26 protein-coding genes are annotated in these 22880 nt (G+C 62.3%); 11 read left to right on the forward strand and 15 right to left on the reverse strand.

Annotated features, from left to right (window positions below; genetic code table 11):
• Positions 1-48: 48 nt before the first annotated feature.
• Complete coding sequence (locus ACTIGC_RS05605; protein WP_439633478.1) at positions 49-480, reverse strand: phasin family protein; 432 nt, start codon at positions 478-480, stop codon at positions 49-51.
• 157 nt (positions 481-637) lie between these two features.
• Between ACTIGC_RS05605 and ACTIGC_RS05610 the strand changes: the two genes are divergently transcribed.
• Both ACTIGC_RS05610 and ACTIGC_RS05615 read left to right on the forward strand, forming a co-directional pair.
• Entirely contained in the window at positions 638-2392 is a 1755-nt protein-coding gene (locus tag ACTIGC_RS05610; RefSeq protein WP_439633479.1) for a PHA/PHB synthase family protein, read from the forward strand.
• An 11-nt stretch (positions 2393-2403) separates the two neighbouring features.
• Complete coding sequence (locus ACTIGC_RS05615; RefSeq protein WP_439633480.1) at positions 2404-3813, forward strand: bifunctional enoyl-CoA hydratase/phosphate acetyltransferase; 1410 nt, start codon at positions 2404-2406, stop codon at positions 3811-3813.
• Here the strand turns inward: ACTIGC_RS05615 and ACTIGC_RS05620 are convergent.
• From ACTIGC_RS05620 to ACTIGC_RS05640, 5 genes are all read right to left on the reverse strand, one after another.
• Positions 3804-6542 (reverse strand): HAD-IC family P-type ATPase, encoded by a 2739-nt coding sequence (locus ACTIGC_RS05620; protein WP_439633481.1) that lies wholly within the window; start codon positions 6540-6542, stop codon positions 3804-3806. The two genes, ACTIGC_RS05615 and ACTIGC_RS05620, sit on opposite strands and share 10 nt — an antisense overlap.
• A 116-nt stretch (positions 6543-6658) precedes the next feature.
• Positions 6659-7462, reverse strand: a complete 804-nt coding sequence (locus ACTIGC_RS05625; protein ID WP_439633482.1) for a universal stress protein — start codon at positions 7460-7462, stop codon at positions 6659-6661.
• A gap of 15 nt (positions 7463-7477) precedes the next feature.
• On the reverse strand, positions 7478-7906 hold the full coding sequence (locus tag ACTIGC_RS05630) for a DUF2267 domain-containing protein (protein WP_439633483.1): 429 nt from the start codon (positions 7904-7906) through the stop codon (positions 7478-7480).
• 64 nt (positions 7907-7970) lie between these two features.
• Positions 7971-8702: a Crp/Fnr family transcriptional regulator gene (locus ACTIGC_RS05635; RefSeq protein ID WP_439633484.1), complete on the reverse strand. Its 732-nt coding sequence runs from the start codon at positions 8700-8702 to the stop codon at positions 7971-7973.
• Positions 8703-8872: 170 nt separating this feature from the next.
• The gene (locus ACTIGC_RS05640) at positions 8873-9307 is read right to left on the reverse strand and encodes a hypothetical protein (protein ID WP_439633485.1); all 435 of its coding nucleotides are present in this window, start codon (positions 9305-9307) and stop codon (positions 8873-8875) included.
• A 110-nt stretch (positions 9308-9417) separates the two neighbouring features.
• On the opposite strand from ACTIGC_RS05640, the gene ACTIGC_RS05645 reads away from it, so the two are divergent.
• The 5 genes from ACTIGC_RS05645 (at position 9418) to ACTIGC_RS05665 (ending at position 12968) form a co-directional block, all read left to right on the forward strand.
• Positions 9418-9564: a hypothetical protein gene (locus ACTIGC_RS05645; protein WP_439633486.1), complete on the forward strand. Its 147-nt coding sequence runs from the start codon at positions 9418-9420 to the stop codon at positions 9562-9564.
• A gap of 58 nt (positions 9565-9622) precedes the next feature.
• Entirely contained in the window at positions 9623-10318 is a 696-nt protein-coding gene (locus ACTIGC_RS05650; protein WP_439633487.1) for a DUF4142 domain-containing protein, read from the forward strand.
• Positions 10319-10346: 28 nt separating this feature from the next.
• On the forward strand, positions 10347-10853 hold the full coding sequence (locus ACTIGC_RS05655; RefSeq protein ID WP_439633488.1) for a ferritin-like domain-containing protein: 507 nt from the start codon (positions 10347-10349) through the stop codon (positions 10851-10853).
• A gap of 3 nt (positions 10854-10856) precedes the next feature.
• Complete coding sequence (locus ACTIGC_RS05660; RefSeq protein ID WP_439633489.1) at positions 10857-12149, forward strand: cytochrome P450; 1293 nt, start codon at positions 10857-10859, stop codon at positions 12147-12149.
• Between the two features lie 330 nt (positions 12150-12479).
• Positions 12480-12968 carry a YciE/YciF ferroxidase family protein gene (locus ACTIGC_RS05665; RefSeq protein WP_439633490.1) on the forward strand — a complete coding sequence of 163 codons (489 nt, stop codon included), beginning with the start codon at positions 12480-12482 and terminating at the stop codon, positions 12966-12968.
• An 88-nt stretch (positions 12969-13056) separates the two neighbouring features.
• Here ACTIGC_RS05665 and ACTIGC_RS05670 read toward each other — a convergent pair whose 3' ends face one another.
• On the reverse strand, positions 13057-13356 hold the full coding sequence (locus ACTIGC_RS05670; protein ID WP_439633491.1) for a hypothetical protein: 300 nt from the start codon (positions 13354-13356) through the stop codon (positions 13057-13059).
• Positions 13357-13523: 167 nt separating this feature from the next.
• Here ACTIGC_RS05670 and ACTIGC_RS05675 point away from each other — a divergent pair, with 167 nt between their 5' ends.
• Entirely contained in the window at positions 13524-14273 is a 750-nt protein-coding gene (locus ACTIGC_RS05675; RefSeq protein WP_439633492.1) for a sigma factor-like helix-turn-helix DNA-binding protein, read from the forward strand.
• A gap of 90 nt (positions 14274-14363) precedes the next feature.
• On the forward strand, positions 14364-14588 hold the full coding sequence (locus tag ACTIGC_RS05680) for a hypothetical protein (RefSeq protein ID WP_439633493.1): 225 nt from the start codon (positions 14364-14366) through the stop codon (positions 14586-14588).
• On the opposite strand, the gene ACTIGC_RS05685 is transcribed toward ACTIGC_RS05680, so the two are convergent.
• On the reverse strand, positions 14585-15103 hold the full coding sequence (locus ACTIGC_RS05685; protein ID WP_439633494.1) for a sigma-70 family RNA polymerase sigma factor: 519 nt from the start codon (positions 15101-15103) through the stop codon (positions 14585-14587). The two genes, ACTIGC_RS05680 and ACTIGC_RS05685, sit on opposite strands and share 4 nt — an antisense overlap.
• Positions 15104-15405: 302 nt before the next feature.
• On the opposite strand from ACTIGC_RS05685, the gene ACTIGC_RS05690 reads away from it, so the two are divergent.
• The gene (locus tag ACTIGC_RS05690; RefSeq protein WP_439633495.1) at positions 15406-15876 is read left to right on the forward strand and encodes an MgtC/SapB family protein; all 471 of its coding nucleotides are present in this window, start codon (positions 15406-15408) and stop codon (positions 15874-15876) included.
• Between the two features lie 4 nt (positions 15877-15880).
• Here ACTIGC_RS05690 and ACTIGC_RS05695 read toward each other — a convergent pair whose 3' ends face one another.
• The 4 genes from ACTIGC_RS05695 to ACTIGC_RS05710 form a co-directional block, all read right to left on the reverse strand.
• Positions 15881-16906, reverse strand: a complete 1026-nt coding sequence (locus tag ACTIGC_RS05695; RefSeq protein WP_439633496.1) for an SDR family oxidoreductase — start codon at positions 16904-16906, stop codon at positions 15881-15883.
• Positions 16907-16990: 84 nt separating this feature from the next.
• Positions 16991-18472, reverse strand: coding sequence for an alpha,alpha-trehalose-phosphate synthase (UDP-forming) (locus tag ACTIGC_RS05700; protein ID WP_439633497.1), 1482 nt, complete (start codon positions 18470-18472; stop codon positions 16991-16993).
• 141 nt (positions 18473-18613) lie between these two features.
• Positions 18614-18880: a hypothetical protein gene (locus ACTIGC_RS05705; RefSeq protein ID WP_439633498.1), complete on the reverse strand. Its 267-nt coding sequence runs from the start codon at positions 18878-18880 to the stop codon at positions 18614-18616.
• A gap of 55 nt (positions 18881-18935) precedes the next feature.
• Complete coding sequence (locus tag ACTIGC_RS05710) at positions 18936-19124, reverse strand: DUF3008 family protein (protein ID WP_439633499.1); 189 nt, start codon at positions 19122-19124, stop codon at positions 18936-18938.
• 156 nt (positions 19125-19280) lie between these two features.
• Between ACTIGC_RS05710 and ACTIGC_RS05715 the strand changes: the two genes are divergently transcribed.
• Positions 19281-19712 (forward strand): CBS domain-containing protein, encoded by a 432-nt coding sequence (locus ACTIGC_RS05715; RefSeq protein ID WP_429912179.1) that lies wholly within the window; start codon positions 19281-19283, stop codon positions 19710-19712.
• Between the two features lie 61 nt (positions 19713-19773).
• Here the strand turns inward: ACTIGC_RS05715 and ACTIGC_RS05720 are convergent, their stop codons facing one another.
• From ACTIGC_RS05720 to ACTIGC_RS05730, 3 genes are all read right to left on the reverse strand, one after another.
• Complete coding sequence (locus tag ACTIGC_RS05720; RefSeq protein ID WP_439633500.1) at positions 19774-20967, reverse strand: zinc-dependent alcohol dehydrogenase; 1194 nt, start codon at positions 20965-20967, stop codon at positions 19774-19776.
• Between the two features lie 9 nt (positions 20968-20976).
• Complete coding sequence (locus ACTIGC_RS05725; protein WP_439633501.1) at positions 20977-21747, reverse strand: SRPBCC family protein; 771 nt, start codon at positions 21745-21747, stop codon at positions 20977-20979.
• 100 nt (positions 21748-21847) lie between these two features.
• Positions 21848-22876: an AI-2E family transporter gene (locus ACTIGC_RS05730; RefSeq protein ID WP_439633502.1), complete on the reverse strand. Its 1029-nt coding sequence runs from the start codon at positions 22874-22876 to the stop codon at positions 21848-21850.
• Positions 22877-22880 lie beyond the last annotated feature (4 nt).

A 22880-nucleotide genomic window follows, 5' to 3' on the forward strand; every position in this document is an offset into this window, starting at 1 on the left:
AGGCCGCAGGCACGGCCCCCTTTAAGCAGGCTCGCAATGGCGGGACGGTCAGGCGTCCTGTTTGACAGCCTTCTGCGCCGTCTCTCTGACTTTCTCGTTGGCTTCGCTGATGGACTTCAGCGCTTCCTCGGCGGCTTTCTCGACGGGTTGTGCAAAGTTGAGGGTAGCAGAACTGGCGATGTCGATCATCCGTGTAGCCTCCTTCGAGTAGTCCTTTACGGCATCTTCAAAGAAGGTGAATTGGGCGCGCCAGAACTCGTCGGGCGTCCGGCAATCAGCAAACGTGCGCGCAGCCTCGACATCCTTTTTCAGGCGGGTGCCGAGAAATTCCTGCATGGCCTTGCTGGCTTCTCGCATCCCTGAGGTCATTTCGTGACCGGCTTCGGCGAGCATTTCCATATTGCGGCTGCCCATCTCCATGATGGCGTTCATCTGGGGCAGCATGTGATCGGCGCTGTTGGCTTTCTGCTTGGCGGGCATTTGGCGGTTCCTTCCAATTACGAGGGGGCGTAACAGCTCCAAGAATGGGCATTCAACACGGTGCGCGCATTGATTCAGGTCAATGCGCCTTGCGCTCTTACGCGAAAGGTTGGGCAATATCGTTTCCAGTCCGTCCGCCCCTATCCCGCAAGATCTCATGGCCAACACCAGACCCCGACCCGATACTGCTCCCGCTGCGGCTTCCGACCATGCTTTTCGCGCGGCGCTTTCCAGCTTCACCGGCGGTCTGTCGCCTGCTGCGATGCTGGATGCGTGGTCGGACTGGGCGATCCATCTGGCGGCATCGCCCGGCAAGCAGGCAGAACTTGGCAAATCAGCCATGGAGCGCTGGTGGAACCTGACTCGCTACGCGGCCTCGGGCGGCGATTGTGAGCCGTGCGTCGAAACCCTGCCGCAGGACCGGCGCTTTGATGGCGAGGCCTGGCAGACCTATCCCTATAACGTGATGGCCCAGTCGTTCCTGAGCGTGCAGGACTGGTGGCAGCAGGCGACCACCAACGTGCACGGCGTGTCCCGGCGGCACGAGGAAATGGCAGAATTTGGCGCGCGCCAGTGGCTCGACACCGTGTCGCCATCCAACTTTCTTCTCACCAACCCGGAGGCGCTCACCGCAACTATGGAGGAGGGCGGGGCCAACCTGGTGCGCGGCACTCTGTATGCGCTTGACGATGCCGGGCGGGCCTTGCGCCACGAACCACCTGAAGGCGCAGAGGCCTTCCGCCCTGGTGAAACCGTGGCGGTGACGCCGGGCAAAATTGTCTACCGCAACCATCTGATCGAGCTGATCCAGTACGCGCCTCAGACCCCGGATGTGCATGCCACGCCGGTACTGATCGTGCCGGCCTGGATCATGAAATACTACATTCTCGATCTATCGCCGGAGAACTCGCTGGTCCGCCACCTCGTGGAGAGGGGGCACACCGTCTTCATGATCTCATGGCGCAATCCCGGCCCGGATGACCGCGATCTCGGCATGGAAGATTACCGCAAGCTCGGCCCGGCCGCGGCAATAGAGGCGGTGAGCCGGCTAACGGGTGCCAGGCGCGTTCACGCCGCCGGATACTGCCTCGGCGGCACGCTGCTGACGATACAGGCCGCATTGATGGCACGTGAGGGCGATGACCGGCTGGCCTCCATGACGCTGCTGGCCGCACAGATGGATTTCGTGGAGGCTGGCGAACTCACGCTTTTCACGACAGAAAGCCAAGTGGCCTTCCTTGAAAGCCTGATGTGGGCGCAGGGCTATCTGGACAGCCACCAGATGGCGGGCGCCTTCACCATGCTGCGTTCGTCAGATCTGCTCTGGTCACGCATTGAGCACCACTATCTGATGGGCCAGCGCCGCCCGCCCAATGACCTGATTGCCTGGAATGCTGACGGCACCCGGCTACCGTACCGCATGCACTCTGAGTATCTGCGCCAACTCTTTCTCGAGAATCGTCTTGCACGCGGACAGTTTGAGGCCGGCGGGCAGATGATCGCCCTGCCTGATATACAGGTGCCGATCTTTGCGGTGGGCACGGAGCGCGATCATGTGGCGCCCTGGCGGTCGGTCTACAAGACCCACCTTCTGCTGCCGCACTGCGATGTCACCTTCCTGCTCGCCAGCGGCGGGCACAATGCCGGGATAATCAGCGAGCCTGGCCGTAAGGACCGCCATTACCGGGTTTGCCTCACGCTCGGCAACCGGCACTATATTGATCCGGATAGTTGGCTTGAGAAGGCGCAGGCAGAAACGGGTTCGTGGTGGCCGCAATGGTCTGACTGGCTGGAACGCTTTTCCAGGGAACGTGCCGCGCCACCTGCCATGACCTTCCTCGACGCAGAGTTCAGGCCGGACAAGAAAACCCGGCTGGAGGACGCACCGGGCCAGTATGTGCTGATGCGCTGACAGGAGCATAAATGGCCGACGCAGAAATTCTGCCCGAAGATGGCCCGCTGCAGAGCCTTACCTTTGACGAGATACAGCCGGGTATGAGCGCGGAGCTGCGCCGGGTGTTCCGGGAAGAAGATGCGCTTCTGTTTGCGGCTGTGTCCGGCGAGATGGACCCGCTACATCTCAACCGCTCGGTGGCCGAAAGCGTGCCCTTCAAGGATGTGATTGCGCCGGGCATGTGGGCGGCGGCCCTGATCTCCTCGGTGATCGGTACCCGTCTGCCGGGCCCCGGCACGGCCTATCTGCGCCAGGACTTGCGCTTTGTCCGCCCGGTAGCCATCGGAGAAGCCAGCCATGTGCGCATCATTGTCAAAGAGAAGCGCGCCGATGACCGCTCTATCGTGCTGGATTGCGTCTGCGCGGACGAGGCGGGTGACGTCGCGGCGGAAGGCCGGGTGGAAGTGCGTCCGCCGTCTGAAAAGCTGCACATTGCGCGCGGACAGCGCCCGGAAGCCTTCATCCATGAGCAGGGCGACAGGCTGAAGAGGCTGATCGCGCGCGCCGCGAGCCTGTCACCCCTGAAAGCGGCAGTGACCCATCCGGTGGACACGCTGTCGCTTTCCGGCGCGCTGGGTGCAGCCGAGGCGGGCCTGATCGTGCCGGTACTGGTTGGCCCGAAACACCGGATCGACAAGGCGGCCGCAGAGCTCGGCGCAGACCTTTCCGGCATCGAGATCGTCGACACGCCGCATAGCCACGCCTCCGCCGCGCGTGCGGTCGCCCTCATCAATGAGGGCGGGGCGCACATGCTGATCAAGGGGGCGATCCACACCCACGAGTTTCTTGAGCCTGTTGTTGCCCGGCAGGGCGGACTGCGGCGGGAGGAACGCATGAGCCATGTTTATGTGATGGACGTGCCAGCCTATCCCAAGCTGCTCCTGGTAACCGATGCCGCGCTGAACATCACGCCCGATCTCTCCTGCAAGGCCGATATGGCGCAGAACGCGATCAATCTTGCCCGCGCCATGGGTATAGAGACGCCAAAGCTGGCCATACTCGCTGCGGTCGAAGAGGTGAGCCCGCGCATGCAGGCGACGCTGGATGCGGCCGCACTGTGCAAGATGGCAGAGCGGGGTCAGATCAAGGGCGGGCTGCTGGACGGGCCGCTGGCGTTCGACAATGCGATTTCACCCCGCGCGGCGAAAGCGAAGGGGATTGTGTCGCAGGTGGCCGGCGATCCCGACATTCTGCTCGCGCCCGATCTTGGCGCAGCCAACATGCTCGCCAAGCAGCTTGATTATCTCGCAGGCGCGGTGGCGGCGGGCGTGGTGATGGGCGCGAAAGTGCCGATCGTCCTGCCGAGCCGCTCAGAGGAAGCGATGTCGCGCATCGCGGCCTGCGCGCTGGCCCGGCTGGTGGCCGATCATCAGGCGTGAGCCCTGCTTTCGCTGCGGCGTGCGAGCGCTGAGGCTATGGCTTTCTCCGCTTCCACAACCACCAGAAGCCCGACGCCAGCCGCGATGACCAGCCCTCCACCTGCCAGACCGACAGGAGCGGTGCCGAATATCGCGTTCATGAAGGGCAGATACGTAAAGGCCAGCTGGGCCAGTACGACAACGCTCACCCCGATAAGGACCGGCCGGGTGCCCAGCGCGCCGCGCCATGTCATGGACGTGCCGTGGGCGAAGCGCACCGAGAACAGGTAGAATATCTCCATCACCACGATGGCATTTACCGCCAGGGTGCGCGCCGCCTCCAGCGGCAGGCCGTTGTCCACCGCCCAGAAATAGACCCCGAACGTGCCGATAACCATGAGGATCGATACAAAGGCTACGCGCCATAGCAGGCGCCCGGAAAGGATGCTCCCGCCGGCTCGGCGGGGCGGGCGGCGCATGGCGTCGGGCTCTGTAGGCTCAAAGGCGAGCGTCAGGCCGAGCGCGACCGCTGTCACCATGTTGATCCAGAGTATCTGAACGGGCGAGATTGGCAGGGTCAGGCCAAATGCGATGGCAAGAATAATGGTAAGCGCTTCGCCGCCATTGGTCGGCAGTGTCCAGGCGATCACCTTGGTGAGATTGTCATAGACAGTACGGCCTTCGCGCACGGCCGCGACGATGGAGGCGAAATTGTCATCAGCCAGCACCATCTCGCTGGCTTCCTTGGCCGCTTCGGTGCCCTTCTTGCCCATGGCAATCCCGACATCGGCGCGTTTCAGCGCCGGCGCATCGTTCACCCCGTCACCGGTCATGGCGATCACGGAGCCGTCCGCCTGCAGCGCCTCGACAAGGCGTAACTTGTGTTCGGGGCTGGTGCGGGCGAACACCTCCGTCTCGCGGGCTGCCTTTACCAGCCCCTCCGCATCCAGCTTGTCCAGATCCTGCCCGGTCATCACGTCCGGGGCATCGGCAAGACCAAGCTGGATGGCGATGGCGCGGGCCGTTCCGGCATGATCGCCTGTGATCATCTTCACCGCGACGCCGGCGCGGCGGCATTCGGCGACCGCCTCAATCGCTTCCGCGCGGGGAGGATCGATGAGACCTGTGACCCCAAGCAGAACAAGCCCGCTCTCCACATCTGCTTCCTTGAGTTCGGTGGTGCCAGCGGGCAGCGCCTTGCGGGCGAAAGCCAGGACACGCTGGCCCTGAAGGGCAAGCTGCTCGGCCTTCTCGTGCCAGACGGCGGGGTCGAGGCCCGTTTCGCCATCGGCGGCGGCCTGCGCGGCGCACATATCCAGAATGCGCTCCGGCGCACCTTTCACATAGGCGACAGGCTCGCCTTCATCCCCGGTGTGAAGCGTCGCCATGTATCGGTGTCGCGGATCAAACGGGATGGCATCGATACGGGCAAGGCGCTCGCGTTCCGTTTCCTCCAGGCCCGCCTTCAGGGCCATGGCCATCAGCGCGCCTTCCATCGGGTCGCCATCGACGGCGTGCGCTCCGTCGACCACGCGCAGGCCGGCATCGTTGCACAGGAGGGCGGCCCGGCAGAGCTCGGCCAGTACCGGGTCATCCAGTGCGCTCACCGCATTGCCATCGCGGCTGAAAGTGCCGTCCGGCGCGTAACCCGAACCGCCAATCTGCCACAGCGCGTCTGCAGTGGCGGCTGCGGCGACCATCATCTCGTTGCGGGTGAGCGTGCCTGTCTTGTCCGAACAGATCACCGAGACCGCGCCCAGGGTTTCCACCGCCGGCAGGCGTCGGATGATGGCGTTTCGGCTCGCCATGCGCTGCACCCCGATGGCCAGCGTGATCGTCATCACCGCAGGCAGGCCTTCGGGGATCGCAGCCACAATAAGACCGATCATGGCCATGAATGCATCGTCGAACGCGTAGTGCTGGGTGAAAGCCGCGTAGGCGAAGACCAGCCCGGCCATGGCCAGGATGATGATGGTGAGCTGGCGCGCAAACAGGTTCATCTGCCGCAATAGGGGCGTGGTGAGTTGCTCCACCTCGCCCAGCATCGCGCTGATGCGTCCCAGTTCGCTGGCCGTGCCGGTAGCCACCGCGACGCCCTTCGCGTGCCCGGCAGTGATCAGCGTGCCGGAGAAGACCATGGTATGCCGGTCACCGAGCGGGGCGTCAGCGGCCACCGATCTGGTGCAGGACTTGTCCACGGGTACGGATTCCCCGGTAAGTATAGCCTCATCCGCGCGCAGGCCCCGCGCGGTGACAAGGCGCATATCTGCGGGCACACGGTCACCGGCTTCCAGCAGAACGACATCGCCCGGAACAATCTCACAGGCGGGTATCGTGACCCGTTTGCCATCGCGCAGAACGGCGGCGTTGGGGTCGATCATGCCGCGAATGGCGTCGAGCGCGCGCTCTGCCCGGCCCTCCTGGATATAGCCGATGGCCGCATTGACGATCACCACGGCCGCAATCACCACCGCGTCGGTAATGTGCCCGATGGCGGCGGCGAGAAACGCTGCGGCGATCAGCGCATAGATCAGGAGGTTATGCAGCTGGGCGACAAGCCGTGCGAGCCGGCTGCGCCTGCGCGCGGCCTCCAGCCGGTTAGGTCCGTAGCGCTCCAGCCGCGCCGCCGCCTCGTCGCTGGCAAGGCCCTTGTGTCCAGCGTCCAGCTTCTCCAGAGCGGCATCGGGCGTCAGGGCGTGCCATTCAATATTGGCTGGTGCGGAATCGGGGAGGTGTGACGTCTCGGGCATGGGCAGGTCCGCTGGCAGCGCTTTGCGTTTCAGCGCCCCCAAGGCCTGAGCAAGCCTTGGGGGCGCGTATCAGTCTTGAGGCGCCTTGCATCTACTGCAAGCGCAAACGGGGCTGGTCAGTGGCTGAACAGGCAGGGTGTCTTGCTTTTGAACAGCAAATCCCGCGTCACTCCGCCGAGGATGAATTCGCGCAGGCGGCTGCGGCCATAGGCGCCGGCGATGATCAGGCCAGCTCCTTGCAGTTCTGCGGCTCTGATAATCGCCCGTCCGGCGTTCCGGTCGCTCACATGAACGGCTTCGGCTTTCACCCCATGACTGTCTAGCCAGGCGGCCACGTCGTTAAGCGCGGCCTCGGCACTATCATCCCCAACTCCCATGATCACGACGCGCTTGGCGAGGGCCAGTACCGGGAGAGCCGCTGCTACGGCGCGGCGGGCCTGCGGCGTATCCTTCCACGCAACCAGAACAGTAGAAAAATCCAGCTCGCCCTTTCCACGGGGCACGGTGAGGATGGGACGTCCTGCTGCCATGATTACATCGGACGGGTCGATGCCAATCACCGGGAAGTCCTTGTCTGCGCGTGAGCTGACGATCACCATGTCAGCGGCGCGAGCATTTTCTGCAAGGAAGGGCGCCGGGGCCGTGAGGGCGCTTCGCCAGCTGATCTTGTCCTTGCCCAGAACTGCCGCCTTTTTCGAAAAGCGCGATGAAAGGGCTTTCAGATCCCTTTCCAGTATCGAGACATTGTCAGGATCGGGGTACATCACGCCCTCCGGCGTGACAATCGCTTCAGGGCGGGCCATCGCGCCCACGCCTATCAGCCTGGCATCGAACGTCTTCGCCAGTTCGAGGGCTCTCTCAATCCGGCCATTTTTGAAGCCGTCAGACGAGACATGAACCATGAGTGTGCGGTAGGCCATTTTGAGCTCTCCTTGCTACTTTTGGGGGTGCGGGCCCGCACCGGACAGGCAGGCACCGGATGCGCCGGCGCGCAGGCTGGCTAGTGCGTCGGGTTCCATGCGGCTCGCCAATGCGGCCAGAACGCCCGTCGCGCAGGTCTCCGCCGGAACGGGAAATCCAAGCGGCAAGCCGTCGCCAACACGGTCTGTGAAGGTACCAGTTGGGGCAGCGTCTACGCGTGTGTGCCAGCCTTGTATGGCCAGACCGGCCGTGACCAGGGGCATGCCGGCCGCCATGCGCAGGGCTGAAGCAGCGGGCATGCCCTGGCGCGCTGCTCGGAGAACAGCATAAAGGACCGCATACGCGTGCATCTGGTCGCGCAACCTCAACTCTGAGCGGATCGCCTCCAGCAGCTCGCACGTCTCCAACAGCGCGTCGCGCAGGACAAATGGAGGCTCACGCATCACTCACACTCCGATCTTCAAAACCGAGTGTGAAGGTCCCGCTCTCGCCGGGCATTGATCCGGATCAATGGTCCTCGCTGCCTGCTGCAATGGCCAGACGGCTTTCATCCAGTATGTGCACGCATTCAGACTTCCCGCCCTCCAGCGTGATGATGCCGGCCTTCCTCAGCCGGGTCATGTTCCGGCTGACGGTCTCAATGGTCAGTCCGAGCAGATCGGCGATCTCGGCGCGTCCGAGGGGCAGGGTCAGTGGGCCTGCCTGCCGGTCGCCGCAGGTGCGGGCAAGTTCATGCTCGTCAAGGAGGAAGCCGGCCACCCGTTCCATGGCTGTCTTGCGCCCAAGCGCCAGAATGCGTGACTGCGCGTCGGCGAGCTCATTCTCCAGCTGGCGCATGACGGCATGCTCGATTTCATTATGGCGGCCGAATAGTGTTTTAAGAGCCTTGCGTGGCAACACACACAGCTCACAATCCGTGATGGCGGAGACGGTGTAGCCTGTCGTTATGCGGAAGGGCGCGCCAATGAAATCGCCCGGACGCAGGACCCGCAAAAGCTGCGTGCGGCCATCGGGCAGGGATTTGTAGACCTTAAGCCGCCCACTGGTGACGTTGGCAACGTGATCGCTGCGGTCGCCCTCCAGCATCAATATCTGGCCTTCGCTCAGCCGCTTGACCGAGACCGCGGCCTCCATGTCGGAAATCTGACCAGTATCCAGCCGCGCGCAAATGCCGTGCGTACGCACTTCGCAGCCCACGCAACGGCTATCCTCCGCGATCAGGAGTATTGACTGGTTCATCACCGGTTCCGGCCGCCTTCCTGCAAGCGTCCTGCCCGGCCAGCATGACGCCTGCAGCCTGTAAGGTCGAGTCACCTAATTACAGGAACTTTCGGAGCGAAGTTGTCACCTTCCACTTTAATCATGCGCCCGGCGACAAAATGCAGCGAGAGTACAGCCGCAATTCGTCGTTACACCACGCGGCGGTGACGCTGCCGGATATAGGCGAGCCAGGCACCCAGAAGCGCCGCTGGAAGCGCCACAATCGCCATGGCGATGAGGTGCCATGCCGGACCTTCCGGCCGGATGGAGATCACGGCTAGCACATTAGCCAGGAGCACGATTACGCCTATGGCCAGAGCAGTCCGGTAAACGCCAGGCGGACCAATGCGGGCTGCCAGAAATGCGCCGAAGATCAATGCCAGCAATCGGTATGAGAAGGCGAGGATATGGTCGCCTGGCTCGATGATGAGCGCGCGCGTGGGTGGAAACACATTCATGGCGTGAAAAAACTGGTCGATGACCATCGGCAGGCCGAGCGCCGCAACAACGCCGATACCGGCAGCTTCAACCCGCCACCACGGTAGGGGAGGCGGAGGCCTGTCGCCGAATACTCTCTTGATCATGGGCGCCCTCCTGCTTGTTTCTGCACCATAGGCTGACTAGGGAACCAACCGCTCGCTTCTTTGTTCCATCCGCCCGCCTGCCTGAGGTGGACGAAACGAGGAGCACGGCCATGGATATGATCTGGATCGCGTTGATTACGGCGGCGATTGTTGCGGTGATCGTCATTTTTGCACTCGGGCGTGGAGGAGCGCTGCGCCGGCAGCGGCGCATGCCGCGCCCCTCCAATCCACCCTCGCCGGAAAAGCGCCAGTGGTAGGAACAATTCGCGCCGGGGCTGGTTGGCGTGGCCTGTAAGCAATCAGCCGGAGGCCGATATGAAGACGTTCCACAGGGGCATATGGGCTGCAGCAATAATCGTACTGACCCCTGCAGCCCGCATGGAGCCTTCAACGGCGGAGCCGGTGCTTGTGGAGGAAGAAGGGCTGCGGTCCAACCAGTTCGCTACCGAGGCAGCACTCTGGGTGATCTTCAAGATCGAAGCCGGGCAGATGGCGGCAGAGCTTGCCGAGGCAGAGGAAATCCGGGAGTTCGCCGAACGGATGGTGGCAGATCAGCGCCAGGAAGCACTGGCCCTGACACGCGCTGCCAATGCGTCCGCGATCGAAGCAGATGCGCTGGAACGTCTGCAGACCCACCATCCCCACGCGAGTACGGAAGGTCCCGGCACGGTGAGCGACCGCAATTTCCTGCGCGCCCGGGAAGCAACAGAAGACGAGCCGGGAAGCCAGTCGCGCACGGGCAGTCCCGAGGCGCCAGGCAGCGCCGCGTGGAGCGCAACCCAGGCGGGGCAGATGATTGAGGGGCGGCTTGAGCGGCTTCGCGACGTACAGGGCGATCATTTCGATGCGTCCTTCGTTCAGCAGATGCGCGAGGCCCATGAGGCGGAGCTTGCCCTGTACGAGGAGTACGCCGGCGCCCCGGGACGTCAGCCCATACGCGATTACGCCGAGACGCGTCTGGACGAGCTTCGCAGCTGGACGGAGAGAGCAAACGCTCTCGGCGCAGACTAGCATTTTGAGACAGCAAGGAGAGTGCACAATGACCCAGGCCAGAGAGCGGCTGGTGCAATGGCTGCGCGATGCGCACGCCATGGAAGAACAAGCCGAAACCATGCTCAAGGGGCACCTTGATCGCGTGAAACACTATCCGCAGTTTGAGGCGCGGGTGCGTGAGCATCTTGAGGAAACGAAAGACCAGGCAGAGATCGTGCGCGGATGTCTGGAGGCCCTGGGCGAAGATACTTCGTCATTCAAGGATGCCGGTTCAAAGCTGCTGGCCAAGGGCCAGGCTATCAGCGGCATGTTCGCTGACGACGAAATCATGAACTGGGCTCTGGCGTTGCACGCTTTTGAGAACCTTGAGGTGGCCTCCTACACTGTGCTCATTGCTGCGGCAGAGACCGCTGGCGAAACCGAGATCGCCGAGGCCTGCGGCAAGATCCTCGCGCAGGAGGAGGCTATGGCCGCATGGGTGAAGGACAATCTGCAAATCTTGACGCTGGCTTATCTCGGACGTGACGCGAGCGATCTGCCTGCGAGCCGGTGAAGCATGGCGCAGAGAGGACCCTCCCGCGCAACCGCAGGCGACACGCTGGCCTTTGCTCTGGACGTTGCCCTGCCGACCCTCGGCAAGGGCGTGCTGATCCGGCGCAGAAGTGTGCTAGCACTCGCCGACCGTATGGAAACTGATGCGCGCGCCATTCGCACGCTGACCCGGTTGCGCTCGACCTACGGGAACCGGCCTTTGCAGCTCAAACTGCCCGGCCGGCCCCGCGTGGTCATCCTGTCGCCTGAGGATGCGATGGAGGTGCTGGACAACACCTCGGCACCCTTCATGGCGGCAAGCGACGAGAAGCAGTCGGCGCTGGCCCATTTCGAGCCCGGGGTTTCGCTGGCTTCGCGCGGCGCCGAGCGCTGTAATCGCCGCAGCTTCAATGAGCAGGTACTGGCCTCTGAGGAAGTGTCCCACCCGTGCGCCGCCGCGTTCGAAGCCATCATTGATGACGAGCTGGGCCCCTTGTTGCTGCCTCCGGACGGCCGACTCGACTGGGACACGTTCTCCGAGGCCTGGTTTCGTGTTGTCCGCCGGGTTGTTCTGGGGGAGGGCGCGCGTGATGATAAGAAACTGAGCCGCCAGCTGGCCGAATTGAGAAAAGCGGCTAACTGGGCCTTTCTTCGTCCGCGCAGAAAGCGCCTCTTAAAAGCCTTTTACAGGCGACTGGACACGCATCTGGAGCGCGCGGAACCCGGATCGCTCGCCAGCCGCGTTGCCGCATCGGCTTCACCCGGCGATGCGCCCGCTCATCAGGTTGCGCACTGGCTGTTCGCCTACGACCCTGCAGGAATGGCAGTTTTCCGGGCGCTGGCATTACTTCGTGCCGATCCGGAGGCTTATGAGCGCGCCCGGAAGGAGCGCGCCACCGAGGATCTGGGTTATTTGCGCGCCTGTGTGATGGAATCGCTGCGGCTCTGGCCGACCACGCCAGCCATATTGCGGCAGACAGGCGAAGAGGCCGACCTCAACGGGTGCGCCCTTGTCAAAGACTCCGGCGTTATCATTTTCGCCCCGTTTTTCCATCGCGGTCCGTCCGCTGGCGATATCGCGCATCGCTTCGCGCCGGAGATATGGCAGGACGGGCAGACCGTAGACCAGAGGGGCGTATTTCCATTCAGCGCCGGGCCGGCCCGCTGCCCGGCCCGCCATCTCGTGCTGATGACCAGTGCAATGGCGCTGCGCCGTCTGATAGAGCAGCAGTGGCGGGAAGAATCCGGCGCGGTCCGGGCCGGCGGCGATATGCCGGCCACGCTCAGCCCTTACCGGCTGACCTTCCGGCCAGCCTGACCGTTTCGTTTCAATGGATAAAAATGCCGCCGGATGCAGTGGCTGTTTGGGCGGGGTAGCTGGCCACTGCCTCCGGCGGCGGCCCGGAACAAGGCGGGCTGTCCGGGCTGTGTCCCGGCCATTGCGGGGGAGCCGGGTGAAGCGGCCGGCGCGGGGAGGGGAAACCGGCTCGCTGAACGGGAAATCATTGGCCAGCCTTATTGTTCCGTGCGTTCCGGCATTTTTTCAGTGCGCTGTCACGCGTATCTGATTTTGCCGGATCGTGTGTTGGAACCAATGCCTGCCACCGTTGTTCACCGGCCTCCATCAACCCCGCAGGGAGAGCCGCAAATGAGCATCAAGACAAAAGAAGACCTTTTCATCCATGGGCTTCGCGACATTTATTACGCCGAAAAGCGCATCGTGAACGCGCTGCCGAAGATGGCCGACAAGGTCGACAATACTGACCTGAAGGCCGCGTTCCAGACGCACAAGACGGAAACCGAAGAGCAGGTCCGCCGCCTCGAGAAGGTTTTCGAGCAGCTCGGCAAGAAAGCCGAAGGTGAGGAGTGTCCGGCCATCGAGGGCATTATCGACGAGGCGGAGGAGCTGATGGACGAGATCAAGGACAAGGATGTGCTGACAGCCGCCTTGCTCGCCGGTGCCCAGGCCGTCGAGCACTATGAGATCGCCCGCTACGGTACGCTGTGCGAATGGGCAAGCGAGCTTGGCCATGAAGACAGCCGCAAGCTTCTCGAGGAAACGCTCGAGGAAGAGAAAAATACCGACAAGAAGCTGACCAAGCTGGCTGAAAGTCAGGTGAACAAGCAGGCCGCCTAGGGCCTGGGCTTCAACGGTCCAGCGTGATCAGGGACGTCCGCCGGAAACCCGCGCGGGCGTCCTTGCCGCTCGCCGATGGAATGGCCGGTCATGTCGCCAAGGCGAGGAGCGCTAAAGTACCGGCGATGCCAGCACCCAGCACGATGAACAGGTTGGCCTTGCGCGGATTGCGTTCCTCCAGACCGGGCGCTCCGGCCTTGCTTGCTGGCCGGCTGGTTTCGTCGTGCCGTGCCTGGCTGGCCTCGAACGGCGTCACTTGCGTGCCGGCAGCCTCCTCATCGGACCCCAGAGGTGCGGCGGCAGGGTCAGGAAAGTCGACCTTGTCATGCGTGCGGCCCCGGTCGATGTCGTGCCTCAACTGGTCCACAGTAGTGGGAGATTTTGCCATGGGGAAAAGGCCTTTTGCTATCGGCGTTGTTAATCAACCGATTGCCGTCTGATTTGTTTCAGACGAAAAACTTTCTGATTGTTTGAGCTAGCCGTGCAGCTTCCAATGCATTAGATTGCTCAATCAGAGGGATTGCGGGCGATAAAAATAAATAAAGGCCCAAAGTCATGGATGGTGAAATTACAGTTCAACTTGGTTCGGTCCGCCGGTACGCCAGATTTCTTTGTCTTGATACTGATGAATCCGATGAATTGCTGGTGGATGCGCTGCAGCAGTTAAAGCCACAGGATAAAAGCAATCCTGCTTCGGCCCGTATTGAGGTGTTCAAGGCTCTTCACAGCCGCTGGATACCCGTCGACCGGCCGGGTTTTACCCCCACCAACAGGCTCGATTATCTCCTGGCCAGGCTCAGCCCCATGGACCGGGCCGCGCTGCTGCTGTGTGCCTTTGAGGGGTTCTCCCCCTTGGAAGCTGCCGAAATCACGGGGATGTCTGAACGCGAGCTTGAAGCCGCTATCGGCCGCGCACATGTTCTGACCGGGTTTGGCTGGTCGCGCAGGGTTCTGATTTTCGCGCCAGACGTTGTCATGGCGCAGCAGCTCCATGACCTTGTGGAGGAACTGGGTTTTGATCCGGTCGGCCCGTTCAGTTCGCCGCGCGAGGTGATCGCCTGTGCCTCATCCGCTGCGCCGGATCTGGTGATTACGGATGCGGAGCTTGATGGCGAGGAATCCGGCGCGAACGCGGTAAACCATATCCGCCAGGCGTTGAATGTGCCAGTGGTGCTTGTGACCTCCCGCCCAGGTCAACACAGCGAGTTTTGCGCCGAGACGCGGACCTTCCTGGTCAGGAAGCCGCTCAGTCCCGTTGCTCTGGCCGGTTGTCTCCGCCAGGCGTTCGCAGAGCCAATCGACTAACATTGTCAGTAGTTCAAAAATCTGATTTGTGTGATCCATACGGAACTAGCTTGCGTAAAAATACTTATTACCCTGAAAAGTGCTACGAGTATGGATACAGAAAAATCAAATGGTCCCCCTGCCGCTCGCGGTGCAGGTCCGGACAAGCAGGACGACATCGCGAAGGCAGAGCAGCTGGACCGGCAGCTGCGCGAGCTTTATGCCGCTTACGGCAAAGGTGATATGCCCGAGGAGGTACGTAAGCTTGCGCAGGCGCTGGACCGCCAGCGTGCCGCGCTCCGGGCCAAACCCGATCCGGAAGACGGTAAGGTCTAGCTCGCCTTCTCTTCGAGAAACTCAAGCTCGGTTTCGCAATCCAGCAGGGCAAGCAGCTGCATCCGGCCGCGATTGACGCGGCTCTTGATCGTTCCCACTGCGCATCCCAGTACTTCGGCAGCTTCGATATAGCTGAACCCTGCGCCGCCCACGAGTATCAGTGCCTCGCGCTGCTGGATGGGCAGTTTGGCGATCGCCTCGTGGACATCTTTCAGCTTAAGGCACCATTCCTGTTCCGGCTTGCACCGGGAAGCGGGCATGTCCTCGACCGGCATGGCCGGTTCACGGACGCGGCGGTGATGCGCATTGTAGAAGGTGTTCCGCAATATGGTGAAAAGCCAGGCGCGCAAATTGGTGCCTGGCTCGAAGCGGTCGATATTCGTCAGCGCCTTTGCCAGAGTCTCCTGCACCAGATCGTCGGCATCACTGCTGTCACGCGCCAGCGAGAAGGCGAACGCCCTCAGGGATGGCAGGAGATCGAGTATTTCTGATTGCAATCCGGATGCGTGTTCCATGAGGGGACGGCCACCCTTCCTTCGGTGAAATGCCTCGTTCAAATTCGGTTCATCCCGCCGCCCTCTAATTACGGCTGAGACGCGTCTGCGTTCCGATAATCTAGGTTATATTGTCTGCTGGTGGCGGCCCGGCCCAGCTCAGACAGGCTGCCGGACGCGCACCCCCGACAAAAATCGCGCCTGCCGTTAAGGCCGAGGCCAAAACATCAGATTGCCCGTCTTGTTCCGCGCGGAACCGAACCCGGTCTGTCAGGTTTCAAGGGCGTCGTTCAGAGGCAATCCGGCGGAGGCGTAAGGGAGGTATGGAGCTATTGCAGGAGATCGTTCCTGACATGGAGCGGCTGGGCATCGACCTCTTGAAGGTATTGCTGGCCTTTCTCCTCACCTTGCCGATCGCCTGGGAGCGGGGCCACGGCCCTCACAATACCGGATTTCGCACCCTGCCGGTGGTGGCGATGGCCGCCTGCGGCTTTGCGCTGGTGATCGCCCCTGCAGAGGCCAGTGAAGTGGAGGCGCGGGCGCGGGTCCTGCAGGGCGTCATCACGGGGATCGGGTTTATCGGCGGCGGCGCGATCCTGAAGCATAATGGTTCAGTGCACGGCCTGGTGACCGCGGCGACCATCTGGAACGCAGGCGCTATCGGCGTAGCGGTAGGGTTTGGCCGGATCAGCATCGCGCTGGTGCTATCGCTGATCAATTTTGCCAGCCTCCTGCTCCTCACCAGCATCGACAGGAATGGCGAGGAGCAGGAGGCTGACGAGGAGAAATCCTAGGGCGCTAGGCCTTCACCAGCTTGCCGACTTCCTTGCGCTTGATGATGAGGGCTGCTGCCAGTGCCGCAATGCCCGCACCGATCGCAAACGTGGCTTTGGGGTGGAGCTGCGCGGTCGTGTAGGGGCTGACCTCGAGGATCGGGTCGTCCTGATCACCAAGCTCCTTGCCGTCAGAGCCGGGATTGTGCAGGCCTCGCGAATTCCGCTTGGGCAGGTCCTTGTCGAGTGCGGTCTTGTAAAAAGCCCATGAGAAAAGCCGGTCCGAGAGTCCCGGGGCCACTTTCGCCATCATGGTCTGGGCAAAGCCGGAAGCGCCTACCAGCACGTCACGTGTCGGGTGCTCGGCGCAATGCAGGATGGCCTTGGCAACGAGTTTGGGGTGATAGACGGGCGGCGGAACCTGAGAGCGGGCGGTCATATAGTTTTTCGCATGCTCTCCGAACGGCGTGTGGATACCGCTCGGCTTGATCAGCGTGACGGCTACCGGAGCCTTCTCGTGCATGAGTTCTAGCCGGAGGGAGTCGGTAAATCCCTTCACGGCAAACTTGGAGGCGGTGTAGGCGCTGAGTATGGGCGCCGGCATCTCCGATGAGATGGACCCGGTATTGATCAGAGCGCCGCCGCGCTCCTTGAGATGGCGCAGGGCTTCCAGCGACCCATAGACCACGCCCCAGTAATTCGTCTGGAATATCCGGTGGTGATCCTCGTCGCTGGTCTCTTCCAGCGTCGCATAGATCCCGACGCCGGCATTGTTGACCCAGGTGTCAAAGCCGCCATGGCGCTCAATCACCGTATCGACGGCATCACGCATGGCATCGCGGTCACCGACATCGGCGACGATGTAGTCTGCCTCGCCGCCGCTGGCTTTGATCTGCTCCACCACACTGGCCAGAGCCTCTTCATTGCGTGAGATGATGACGACGCGCGCGCCTTCTTCTGCGGCCATGCGGGCCGTACACAGCCCGATGCCGGAACTGCCGCCGGTAATGACGATGGTTTGCTGTGAGAGGGGTTTCAGCCGGATTTTCATCGGGGTCTCCTTGGCGTTATTAGCGAATGGAAGCCTTCCAACAACGGGCGCGCGTTGTTGTTCCGGCGCATGGCTCCGGGCTTCCTAGCCTCCCGACACCCGGCGCCCGGCCACCGCCAGCGCACCGGCCGCAACCTGCGGCGCCGTCAGTGGCTCGTCGTGTGGGTGGGCGGCCCCGGCCTGAACTGCGGAGCTCTTTGACGTGGCCACTGCCAGCTCTTGCAGGAATGCGCCACACCACCAGGACGCATCATAGCGGTTCAGCGTGTCCATCATGGCCGCGTGGCGCTCCTGGCGCTCAGGCAGGGGCATGGCCAGCGCGTGCTCGATGGCACGCGCCTGTTGGGCCGGATCGTGGGGATTGATGATCAGGGCTTCCGGCAGCTGTTCTGCCACCCCGGCGAACTCGGAAAGCACCAGAACGCCGGGATTGCGGGGATCTTGCGCGGCCACAAATTCCTTGGCCACAAGGTTCATGCCATCGCGCAATGGGGTGACAAGGCCTACCGCCGCGTCGCGGTAGAGACCCGCAAGTTCGTTTCGTGGGAGCCCCTGTGCCAGGTAGCGTACAGGCGCCCAGTCCAGCGTGGAGAAGCGGCCGTTTACATGACCGACACAGGTCTCCAGCTCGATGCGCAGCTGGGCGTAGGCGTCTACCTCTCCGCGGCTGGGCGGCGTGACCTGAATATAGCTTACCCGCTCACACAAATCGGGCCGGCTGTCGAGCAGCGTCTCTATAGCCGTCACCCGTTCGACGAGGCCCTTGGAATAGTCCATACGGTCCACGCCCAGGATCAGGCACTTGCCAGCCCCCACCAGTGCGGGAGGCGCGCACCCGGCGCTGGTTTCTGCCTCTGCGGCGAAAGCGGCGGCGTCAATCCCTATCGGGAAGGCCTTGGCTGAAGTCCGGCGGCCGGCCATTTGCGGGGCGTTCGCGGGCAGGGCCGACATGGCGGCCTGTTCTGCCGCATAGCGCTCAAAGTTGCTGCGGTCCCGGTCCGACTGAAAGCCTACCAGGTCGCATGCCATCAACCCGCTCGCCAGCGCAGCATGCTGGGGTATGGCGCGGAAGATTTCTGGTGAGGGAAACGGAATGTGAGAGAAGAACCCGATCGGATTGGTCACGCCAAACTTGCGCAGCTCGGCTGCCAGCGGGATGAGGTGATAGTCATGTATCCATATCTGGTCGCTGGGCGAGATCCGCTCGTACAATTCGCGGGCGAAGCGGGCGTTCACCGCCATGTAGGTGGCGAACTCGTCAGGTTGATATTCGGCCAGGTCGAGCCGGTAGTGGAAGCTGGGCCACAGGGCTTTGTTCGCGTACCCGGCGTAATACCCGTCAAATTCGTCCGTAGTGAGATCGGTGACGGCATATTCGACATTGCCGCGCCGGATGCCGGTCAGACCAGCGCCCGTCTTGTCTGTCAGTCCGCCGCTCCAGCCGAACCAGAGGACCTGACGTGTTGACAGGGCGTCTTTCAACGCGACGGCCAGACCGCCGGGCGTCGTCTCTCCTACGGGTACACGGTTGGAGACGAGCACCAGCCGGGACGATTGCGTGCTCATTGCGCACCCTCCGGCGCGGTCCCAGGGTCAGGGAGAAGTGAGGAAAACCTAAACATGTCAATATCCTGAATAAGCCGTCTGAAAATCTGGCATCGGTGCGGCCAACAAGTCAGGAGACGCTTTGTTCCATGTCCGTTGCTGCTAACGGTTGTCGTTGTTGGCGTCGGTTTCATGGAGAGGGCGGGTAATGCGTTCGGGCACCTTGCCCTCCATCTTGCACAGCCAGCGATCAAGCTTCGGGTTGTTGACGCGCCGTTGGCGGAGCCATTTCTTGGCGTGGCTGGAGGTGGCCACGATCATTGCGGCACCCAGCGGAATGAGCAGGATCCCCACAGGAATGGGCGACCAGGACAACGCCAGCCCTGCAAGCAGGAATATCGCGCCGAGCACTTTGATAAATATGGACATTACTAACCTGCGGACTGGCTGCTCATGTCGGGCCGGGTCAACATACGTCGCTCCGTCATGAGGAGTTTTTCTTTGTCGGCTTGCCCTTGCGTGGGGTGGAAGCCATGTCCTCAAGCTCGTCCTTGCTCATGGACTCGTACATCTCCTCGGACGCACCCTTGAGGTCGCTTTTCTTGGTGTCGCCGCGTTTGGCGCTGAGCGCCGCTCCGGCGGCTTGCTGCTGGTTTTTCGATTTGGCGGGCATCGGATACTCCTTCCTTTTCACCATAGCCTGACAAAGGCTTCGGTCGGGGGCAGACCAACCGGCACCCGCCGCGATGGTTCCGCCATGGTGCTGCAAGGGAACAAGGACAAGGCTGGCCGGTTGGCCACCGGGGTTGGGTGAACCAAGGAGGATGAGATGAGAGTCAGCGATGTAATGACGCGCGATGTCCGCATGACCAACCCCGACCACACCATTCAGGAGGCCGCTCGCCTGATGAGCGAAATCGACACCGGGTGCCTGCCGGTTGCCGAAGGTGACGGTCTAGTCGGTATGATCACGGACCGGGACATAGCGGTGCGGGCCGTGGCGAGCGGCATGGGGCCGGACACCCCGGTCTCTCAGGTCATGAGCGACAGTGTCAAATACTGCTACGAGGATGATGACACAGGCGATGTCTGCCAGAATCTGGGCGAGCTGCAGGTGCGCCGCCTGCCGGTGCTGAACCGGGACAAGCGGCTGGTGGGTATTCTGTCACTGGGTGATGTCGCGCTCGCGGACGGTGACGGATCAGCGGGGGCTGCCCTCTCGAGAATTTCCAGCCAGACCGGCGTAGCATCCCGCGCATGAAAGAACGATGCCCGGCACGCGGAGACAGATGCATTCCGCGTGCCGGGCATATGATTGCGTTTCAGTTTGCCCGCTGCTTTTCCCACTCCGGTTTCAGGACCACCTTGGTGGTGCTGTTCTGCTCCTCCAGGAAAAGGCGGTATCCTTCCGGCGCGTCTTCAAGGCTCATATGATGGCTGATGAGGAAGGTCGTATCGATCTTCTTCTCACCGATCATCTCGAGCAATTTGGGCAGGTATTTCTGCACATGGGTCTGTCCGGTTTTCACCGTCAGTCCTTTCTGCATCAGGGCGCCAATCGGGAATTTGTCGACGATACCGCCATACACACCCGGGATGGATACCCGTCCTCCTTTGCGGCAGGCCCGCAGAGCGTCGCGCAGGGCGTGGGGACGGTCGGTGGCAAGCATGAGGGCCTGCTTGACGCCGTCATAAACACTGTCGAGTGCGAAGCCGTGGCTTTCCATACCGACGGCATCGATAACGGCGTCCGGCCCGATACCGCCCGTCATTTCCAGCAGCGCTTCGTGAACGTGAACATCCTTGAAATTGATCACTTTCGCGCCGAGGCGTTTGGCGAGTTCCAGCCGGTGGGGATAGTGGTCAATCGCGATGACCTGTCCGGCCCCCATGATAAGGGCGCTCTGTATCGCGAACAGCCCGACCGGCCCGCAACCCCATACGGCAACGGTGTCGCCCTCCTCAATGTCGCAGTTCTCGGCTGCCATCCAGCCGGTAGGCAGAATGTCGGAGAGGAACAGGACGTCGTCGTCGTCCAGCCCATCGGGGATCACGATGGGGCCGACATCGGAGAAGGGCACACGCACGTATTCCGCCTGACCGCCGGCATAGCCGCCGGTCATGTGGGAATAGCCGAACAGCCCGCTCATCTGATAGCCATATAGCGTCTCGGAAATGTCCGCCTTGTCGGCTGGGTTGGAGTTGTCACAGGCTGAGAATTGCTGCTTGCCGCAATGGAAGCACGACCCGCAGGCAATCACGAAAGGCACAACGACGCGCTCGCCCTTCTTCAGCGTGCTGTCCGGCCCGGTCTCCACGACTTCTCCCATGAACTCGTGCCCCAGCACGTCGCCGGGTTTGAGTGTAGGGATCAGCCCGTTGTACAGGTGCAGGTCGGACCCGCAGATGGCCGTAGAGGTAATGCGGATGACCGCATCGCGCGGGTTGATGATGCCGGGATCCTCCACGGTATCGACACGGACATCCTTTTTGCCGTGCCAGGCAAGGGCTCGCATGGCGGCCTCCTAGTTTTTCTGCTTCGGGGTGGATTTCGCTTTTGATGGTGCTTTGGGTCTGGCGGTGGTTTTCGCAGCCGCCTGCCGGGCAGCTTCCGCCTTCTTCCGCTTGACCATATCTACCGGCTCGCCGCGTGTGTCAGCGTTGGCGATCTCGCCGGTTTCCATAAGCTGTTTGAAGCGCTTGAGCTCCCGGCGGGCCTGGATCTTGGGTTCTTTCTGGAAGAGCTTGGCTATCAGCCGCCCGGCATCTCCGCCCGGCGCATCATAGGCGATTGTGGCGTCGACCTGGGTGCCGCGGCCGCCGGGCGCATCACGGAATTCTATGCGGCCGCTATTTCTTACCGGTGCATCAGCATCGGACTCCCAGGCAATAAGCTCGCCTTCGCGCTCTTCGGTGATGCGGGTTTCAAACTCGAGGGATCCCATCGGGGATTTCACCACCCAGCGAATCTTGCCGTCATCGAGCTGTTCTGCCGAGTGAACATGCTCCATGAATTTCGGCAGGTTGGAAAAGTCACGCCAGAAGGCATAAAGCTCGGCGCGGGGCCGGTTTATGGTGACGGTACGGCCAACAACCGTGTCTTCGCGCCAGCCTCGGGCCGGGTGGCCTTTGAGGGTCTTGTCCGGCGCATCCTCCGGAATGGAATAGGTGTGGCGCCGCCGCGCCATCATGCGCGTGGCGACATACCCGCCAACAAGCGCGGCCAGTGCCGCCGCACCCGCTGCAACGGCCCCGGCAGCGGGGCGGTGATCATCGTGTTTGTGAAAATGGTGCATGGAAAGCCTCCAGAACTTGCGTCGGGAGACGAACAGGCGATGTGCGTTATTGTTCCTTGTCCGGCGATGGCGCTGCGGGGTCGTGAGAACGGCCGGAATTTCAGGCGTCTTGTTTGCCCTCCTGACCGGGGATGGGCGTATCCTCCCGCAGCGTGTCGCGGATGTAGAGCTGTTTGACCAGAACGTAGACGAGCACCGCCATCGGCACGGCAAGGATCACGCCGGGGATACCAAATAGCGCCCCTGCCGACAGAATGGAAAACAGCATCAGGGCCGGCGGCAGCTTGACGGCGCGCTTCTGAACCAGCGGCACCACGATATTGCCGTCGATCTGCTGAACGCCGAGAAAGAGCAGGATAACCCAGACGACGGTGTTACCGCCCTGCGCCAGTGCAAGCAGGATGGCTGGCACCGAAGCGGCGATGGGGCCGACCAGCGGTACGAACTCTGCAAGGCCGGCAAGCAGGCCCAGCGCCAGGGCGGACGGCATGCCGATAAGATAAAGTCCAAGGGTAGTAACCACGCCCACGAATGTCATTGAGATCAGCTGACCGAGCAGCCAGCGCTTCAGGGCGCCGCCGCTGACATTTATCGCTCTCTCCACCCGCTCCCGGGCGATGGAGGGGAAGAGTTGTACGGCGCCCTTGATATAGGTTGATGGGCTCATTGCGAGATATACGCCGCTGACAACGACCACGAGCAAGGTCGTCGCCATGTCAAAGGCACCAAACGTGTATCCAGCCAGTGATCCCGCGAGCCCGTTCGTGTCGATCGCCTCGATCTGCTCGGTTACGCGATCGCGCAAGTCGTCAATGCCGACCCTGGCACCGAGGTCGTCCAGCGTTTCCGGGAGATTGGCGGCGAGATCAGCTAGCTGTGCATATATCTGCGTACCAAGGACCGTCAGAAACGTACCCGCTCCGGCCAGTATCAGCACGCCCGCCACCGCCAGGGTCCAAGGCGCGCGCAAGGGTGTGAATCTCTCAAAGAGCCCGGCGAAGCTGCGCAAGATGATCGCCAGCAGAACGGAGGCAAATACCAGCAGCAACACGCCCGATAACTGCCAGACCAGCAGCCCGGCTGTTACCAATCCGGCGATCAGGAGCGCGGCGCGAACAGGCAGGGACATAACG

The organism is Glycocaulis sp. (genome assembly GCF_051859565.1).
Taxonomy (GTDB): Bacteria; Pseudomonadota; Alphaproteobacteria; order Caulobacterales; family Maricaulaceae; genus Glycocaulis.

Excerpts from the sequence above, each read along its gene's own strand:
- ACTIGC_RS05605 (WP_439633478.1), bottom strand. The coding sequence starts at position 480 with ATGCCCGCCAAGCAGAAAGCCAACAGCGCCGATCACATGCTGCCCCAG.
- ACTIGC_RS05610 (WP_439633479.1), top strand. The coding sequence starts at position 638 with ATGGCCAACACCAGACCCCGACCCGATACTGCTCCCGCTGCGGCTTCC.
- ACTIGC_RS05615 (WP_439633480.1), top strand. The coding sequence starts at position 2,404 with ATGGCCGACGCAGAAATTCTGCCCGAAGATGGCCCGCTGCAGAGCCTT.
- ACTIGC_RS05620 (WP_439633481.1), bottom strand. The coding sequence starts at position 6,542 with ATGCCCGAGACGTCACACCTCCCCGATTCCGCACCAGCCAATATTGAA.
- ACTIGC_RS05625 (WP_439633482.1), bottom strand. The coding sequence starts at position 7,462 with ATGGCCTACCGCACACTCATGGTTCATGTCTCGTCTGACGGCTTCAAA.
- ACTIGC_RS05630 (WP_439633483.1), bottom strand. The coding sequence starts at position 7,906 with ATGCGTGAGCCTCCATTTGTCCTGCGCGACGCGCTGTTGGAGACGTGC.
- ACTIGC_RS05635 (WP_439633484.1), bottom strand. The coding sequence starts at position 8,702 with ATGAACCAGTCAATACTCCTGATCGCGGAGGATAGCCGTTGCGTGGGC.
- ACTIGC_RS05640 (WP_439633485.1), bottom strand. The coding sequence starts at position 9,307 with ATGATCAAGAGAGTATTCGGCGACAGGCCTCCGCCTCCCCTACCGTGG.
- ACTIGC_RS05645 (WP_439633486.1), top strand. The coding sequence starts at position 9,418 with ATGGATATGATCTGGATCGCGTTGATTACGGCGGCGATTGTTGCGGTG.
- ACTIGC_RS05650 (WP_439633487.1), top strand. The coding sequence starts at position 9,623 with ATGAAGACGTTCCACAGGGGCATATGGGCTGCAGCAATAATCGTACTG.
- ACTIGC_RS05655 (WP_439633488.1), top strand. The coding sequence starts at position 10,347 with ATGACCCAGGCCAGAGAGCGGCTGGTGCAATGGCTGCGCGATGCGCAC.
- ACTIGC_RS05660 (WP_439633489.1), top strand. The coding sequence starts at position 10,857 with ATGGCGCAGAGAGGACCCTCCCGCGCAACCGCAGGCGACACGCTGGCC.
- ACTIGC_RS05665 (WP_439633490.1), top strand. The coding sequence starts at position 12,480 with ATGAGCATCAAGACAAAAGAAGACCTTTTCATCCATGGGCTTCGCGAC.
- ACTIGC_RS05670 (WP_439633491.1), bottom strand. The coding sequence starts at position 13,356 with ATGGCAAAATCTCCCACTACTGTGGACCAGTTGAGGCACGACATCGAC.
- ACTIGC_RS05675 (WP_439633492.1), top strand. The coding sequence starts at position 13,524 with ATGGATGGTGAAATTACAGTTCAACTTGGTTCGGTCCGCCGGTACGCC.
- ACTIGC_RS05680 (WP_439633493.1), top strand. The coding sequence starts at position 14,364 with ATGGATACAGAAAAATCAAATGGTCCCCCTGCCGCTCGCGGTGCAGGT.
- ACTIGC_RS05685 (WP_439633494.1), bottom strand. The coding sequence starts at position 15,103 with ATGGAACACGCATCCGGATTGCAATCAGAAATACTCGATCTCCTGCCA.
- ACTIGC_RS05690 (WP_439633495.1), top strand. The coding sequence starts at position 15,406 with ATGGAGCTATTGCAGGAGATCGTTCCTGACATGGAGCGGCTGGGCATC.
- ACTIGC_RS05695 (WP_439633496.1), bottom strand. The coding sequence starts at position 16,906 with ATGAAAATCCGGCTGAAACCCCTCTCACAGCAAACCATCGTCATTACC.
- ACTIGC_RS05700 (WP_439633497.1), bottom strand. The coding sequence starts at position 18,472 with ATGAGCACGCAATCGTCCCGGCTGGTGCTCGTCTCCAACCGTGTACCC.
- ACTIGC_RS05705 (WP_439633498.1), bottom strand. The coding sequence starts at position 18,880 with ATGTCCATATTTATCAAAGTGCTCGGCGCGATATTCCTGCTTGCAGGG.
- ACTIGC_RS05710 (WP_439633499.1), bottom strand. The coding sequence starts at position 19,124 with ATGCCCGCCAAATCGAAAAACCAGCAGCAAGCCGCCGGAGCGGCGCTC.
- ACTIGC_RS05715 (WP_429912179.1), top strand. The coding sequence starts at position 19,281 with ATGAGAGTCAGCGATGTAATGACGCGCGATGTCCGCATGACCAACCCC.
- ACTIGC_RS05720 (WP_439633500.1), bottom strand. The coding sequence starts at position 20,967 with ATGCGAGCCCTTGCCTGGCACGGCAAAAAGGATGTCCGTGTCGATACC.
- ACTIGC_RS05725 (WP_439633501.1), bottom strand. The coding sequence starts at position 21,747 with ATGCACCATTTTCACAAACACGATGATCACCGCCCCGCTGCCGGGGCC.
- ACTIGC_RS05730 (WP_439633502.1), bottom strand. The coding sequence starts at position 22,876 with ATGTCCCTGCCTGTTCGCGCCGCGCTCCTGATCGCCGGATTGGTAACA.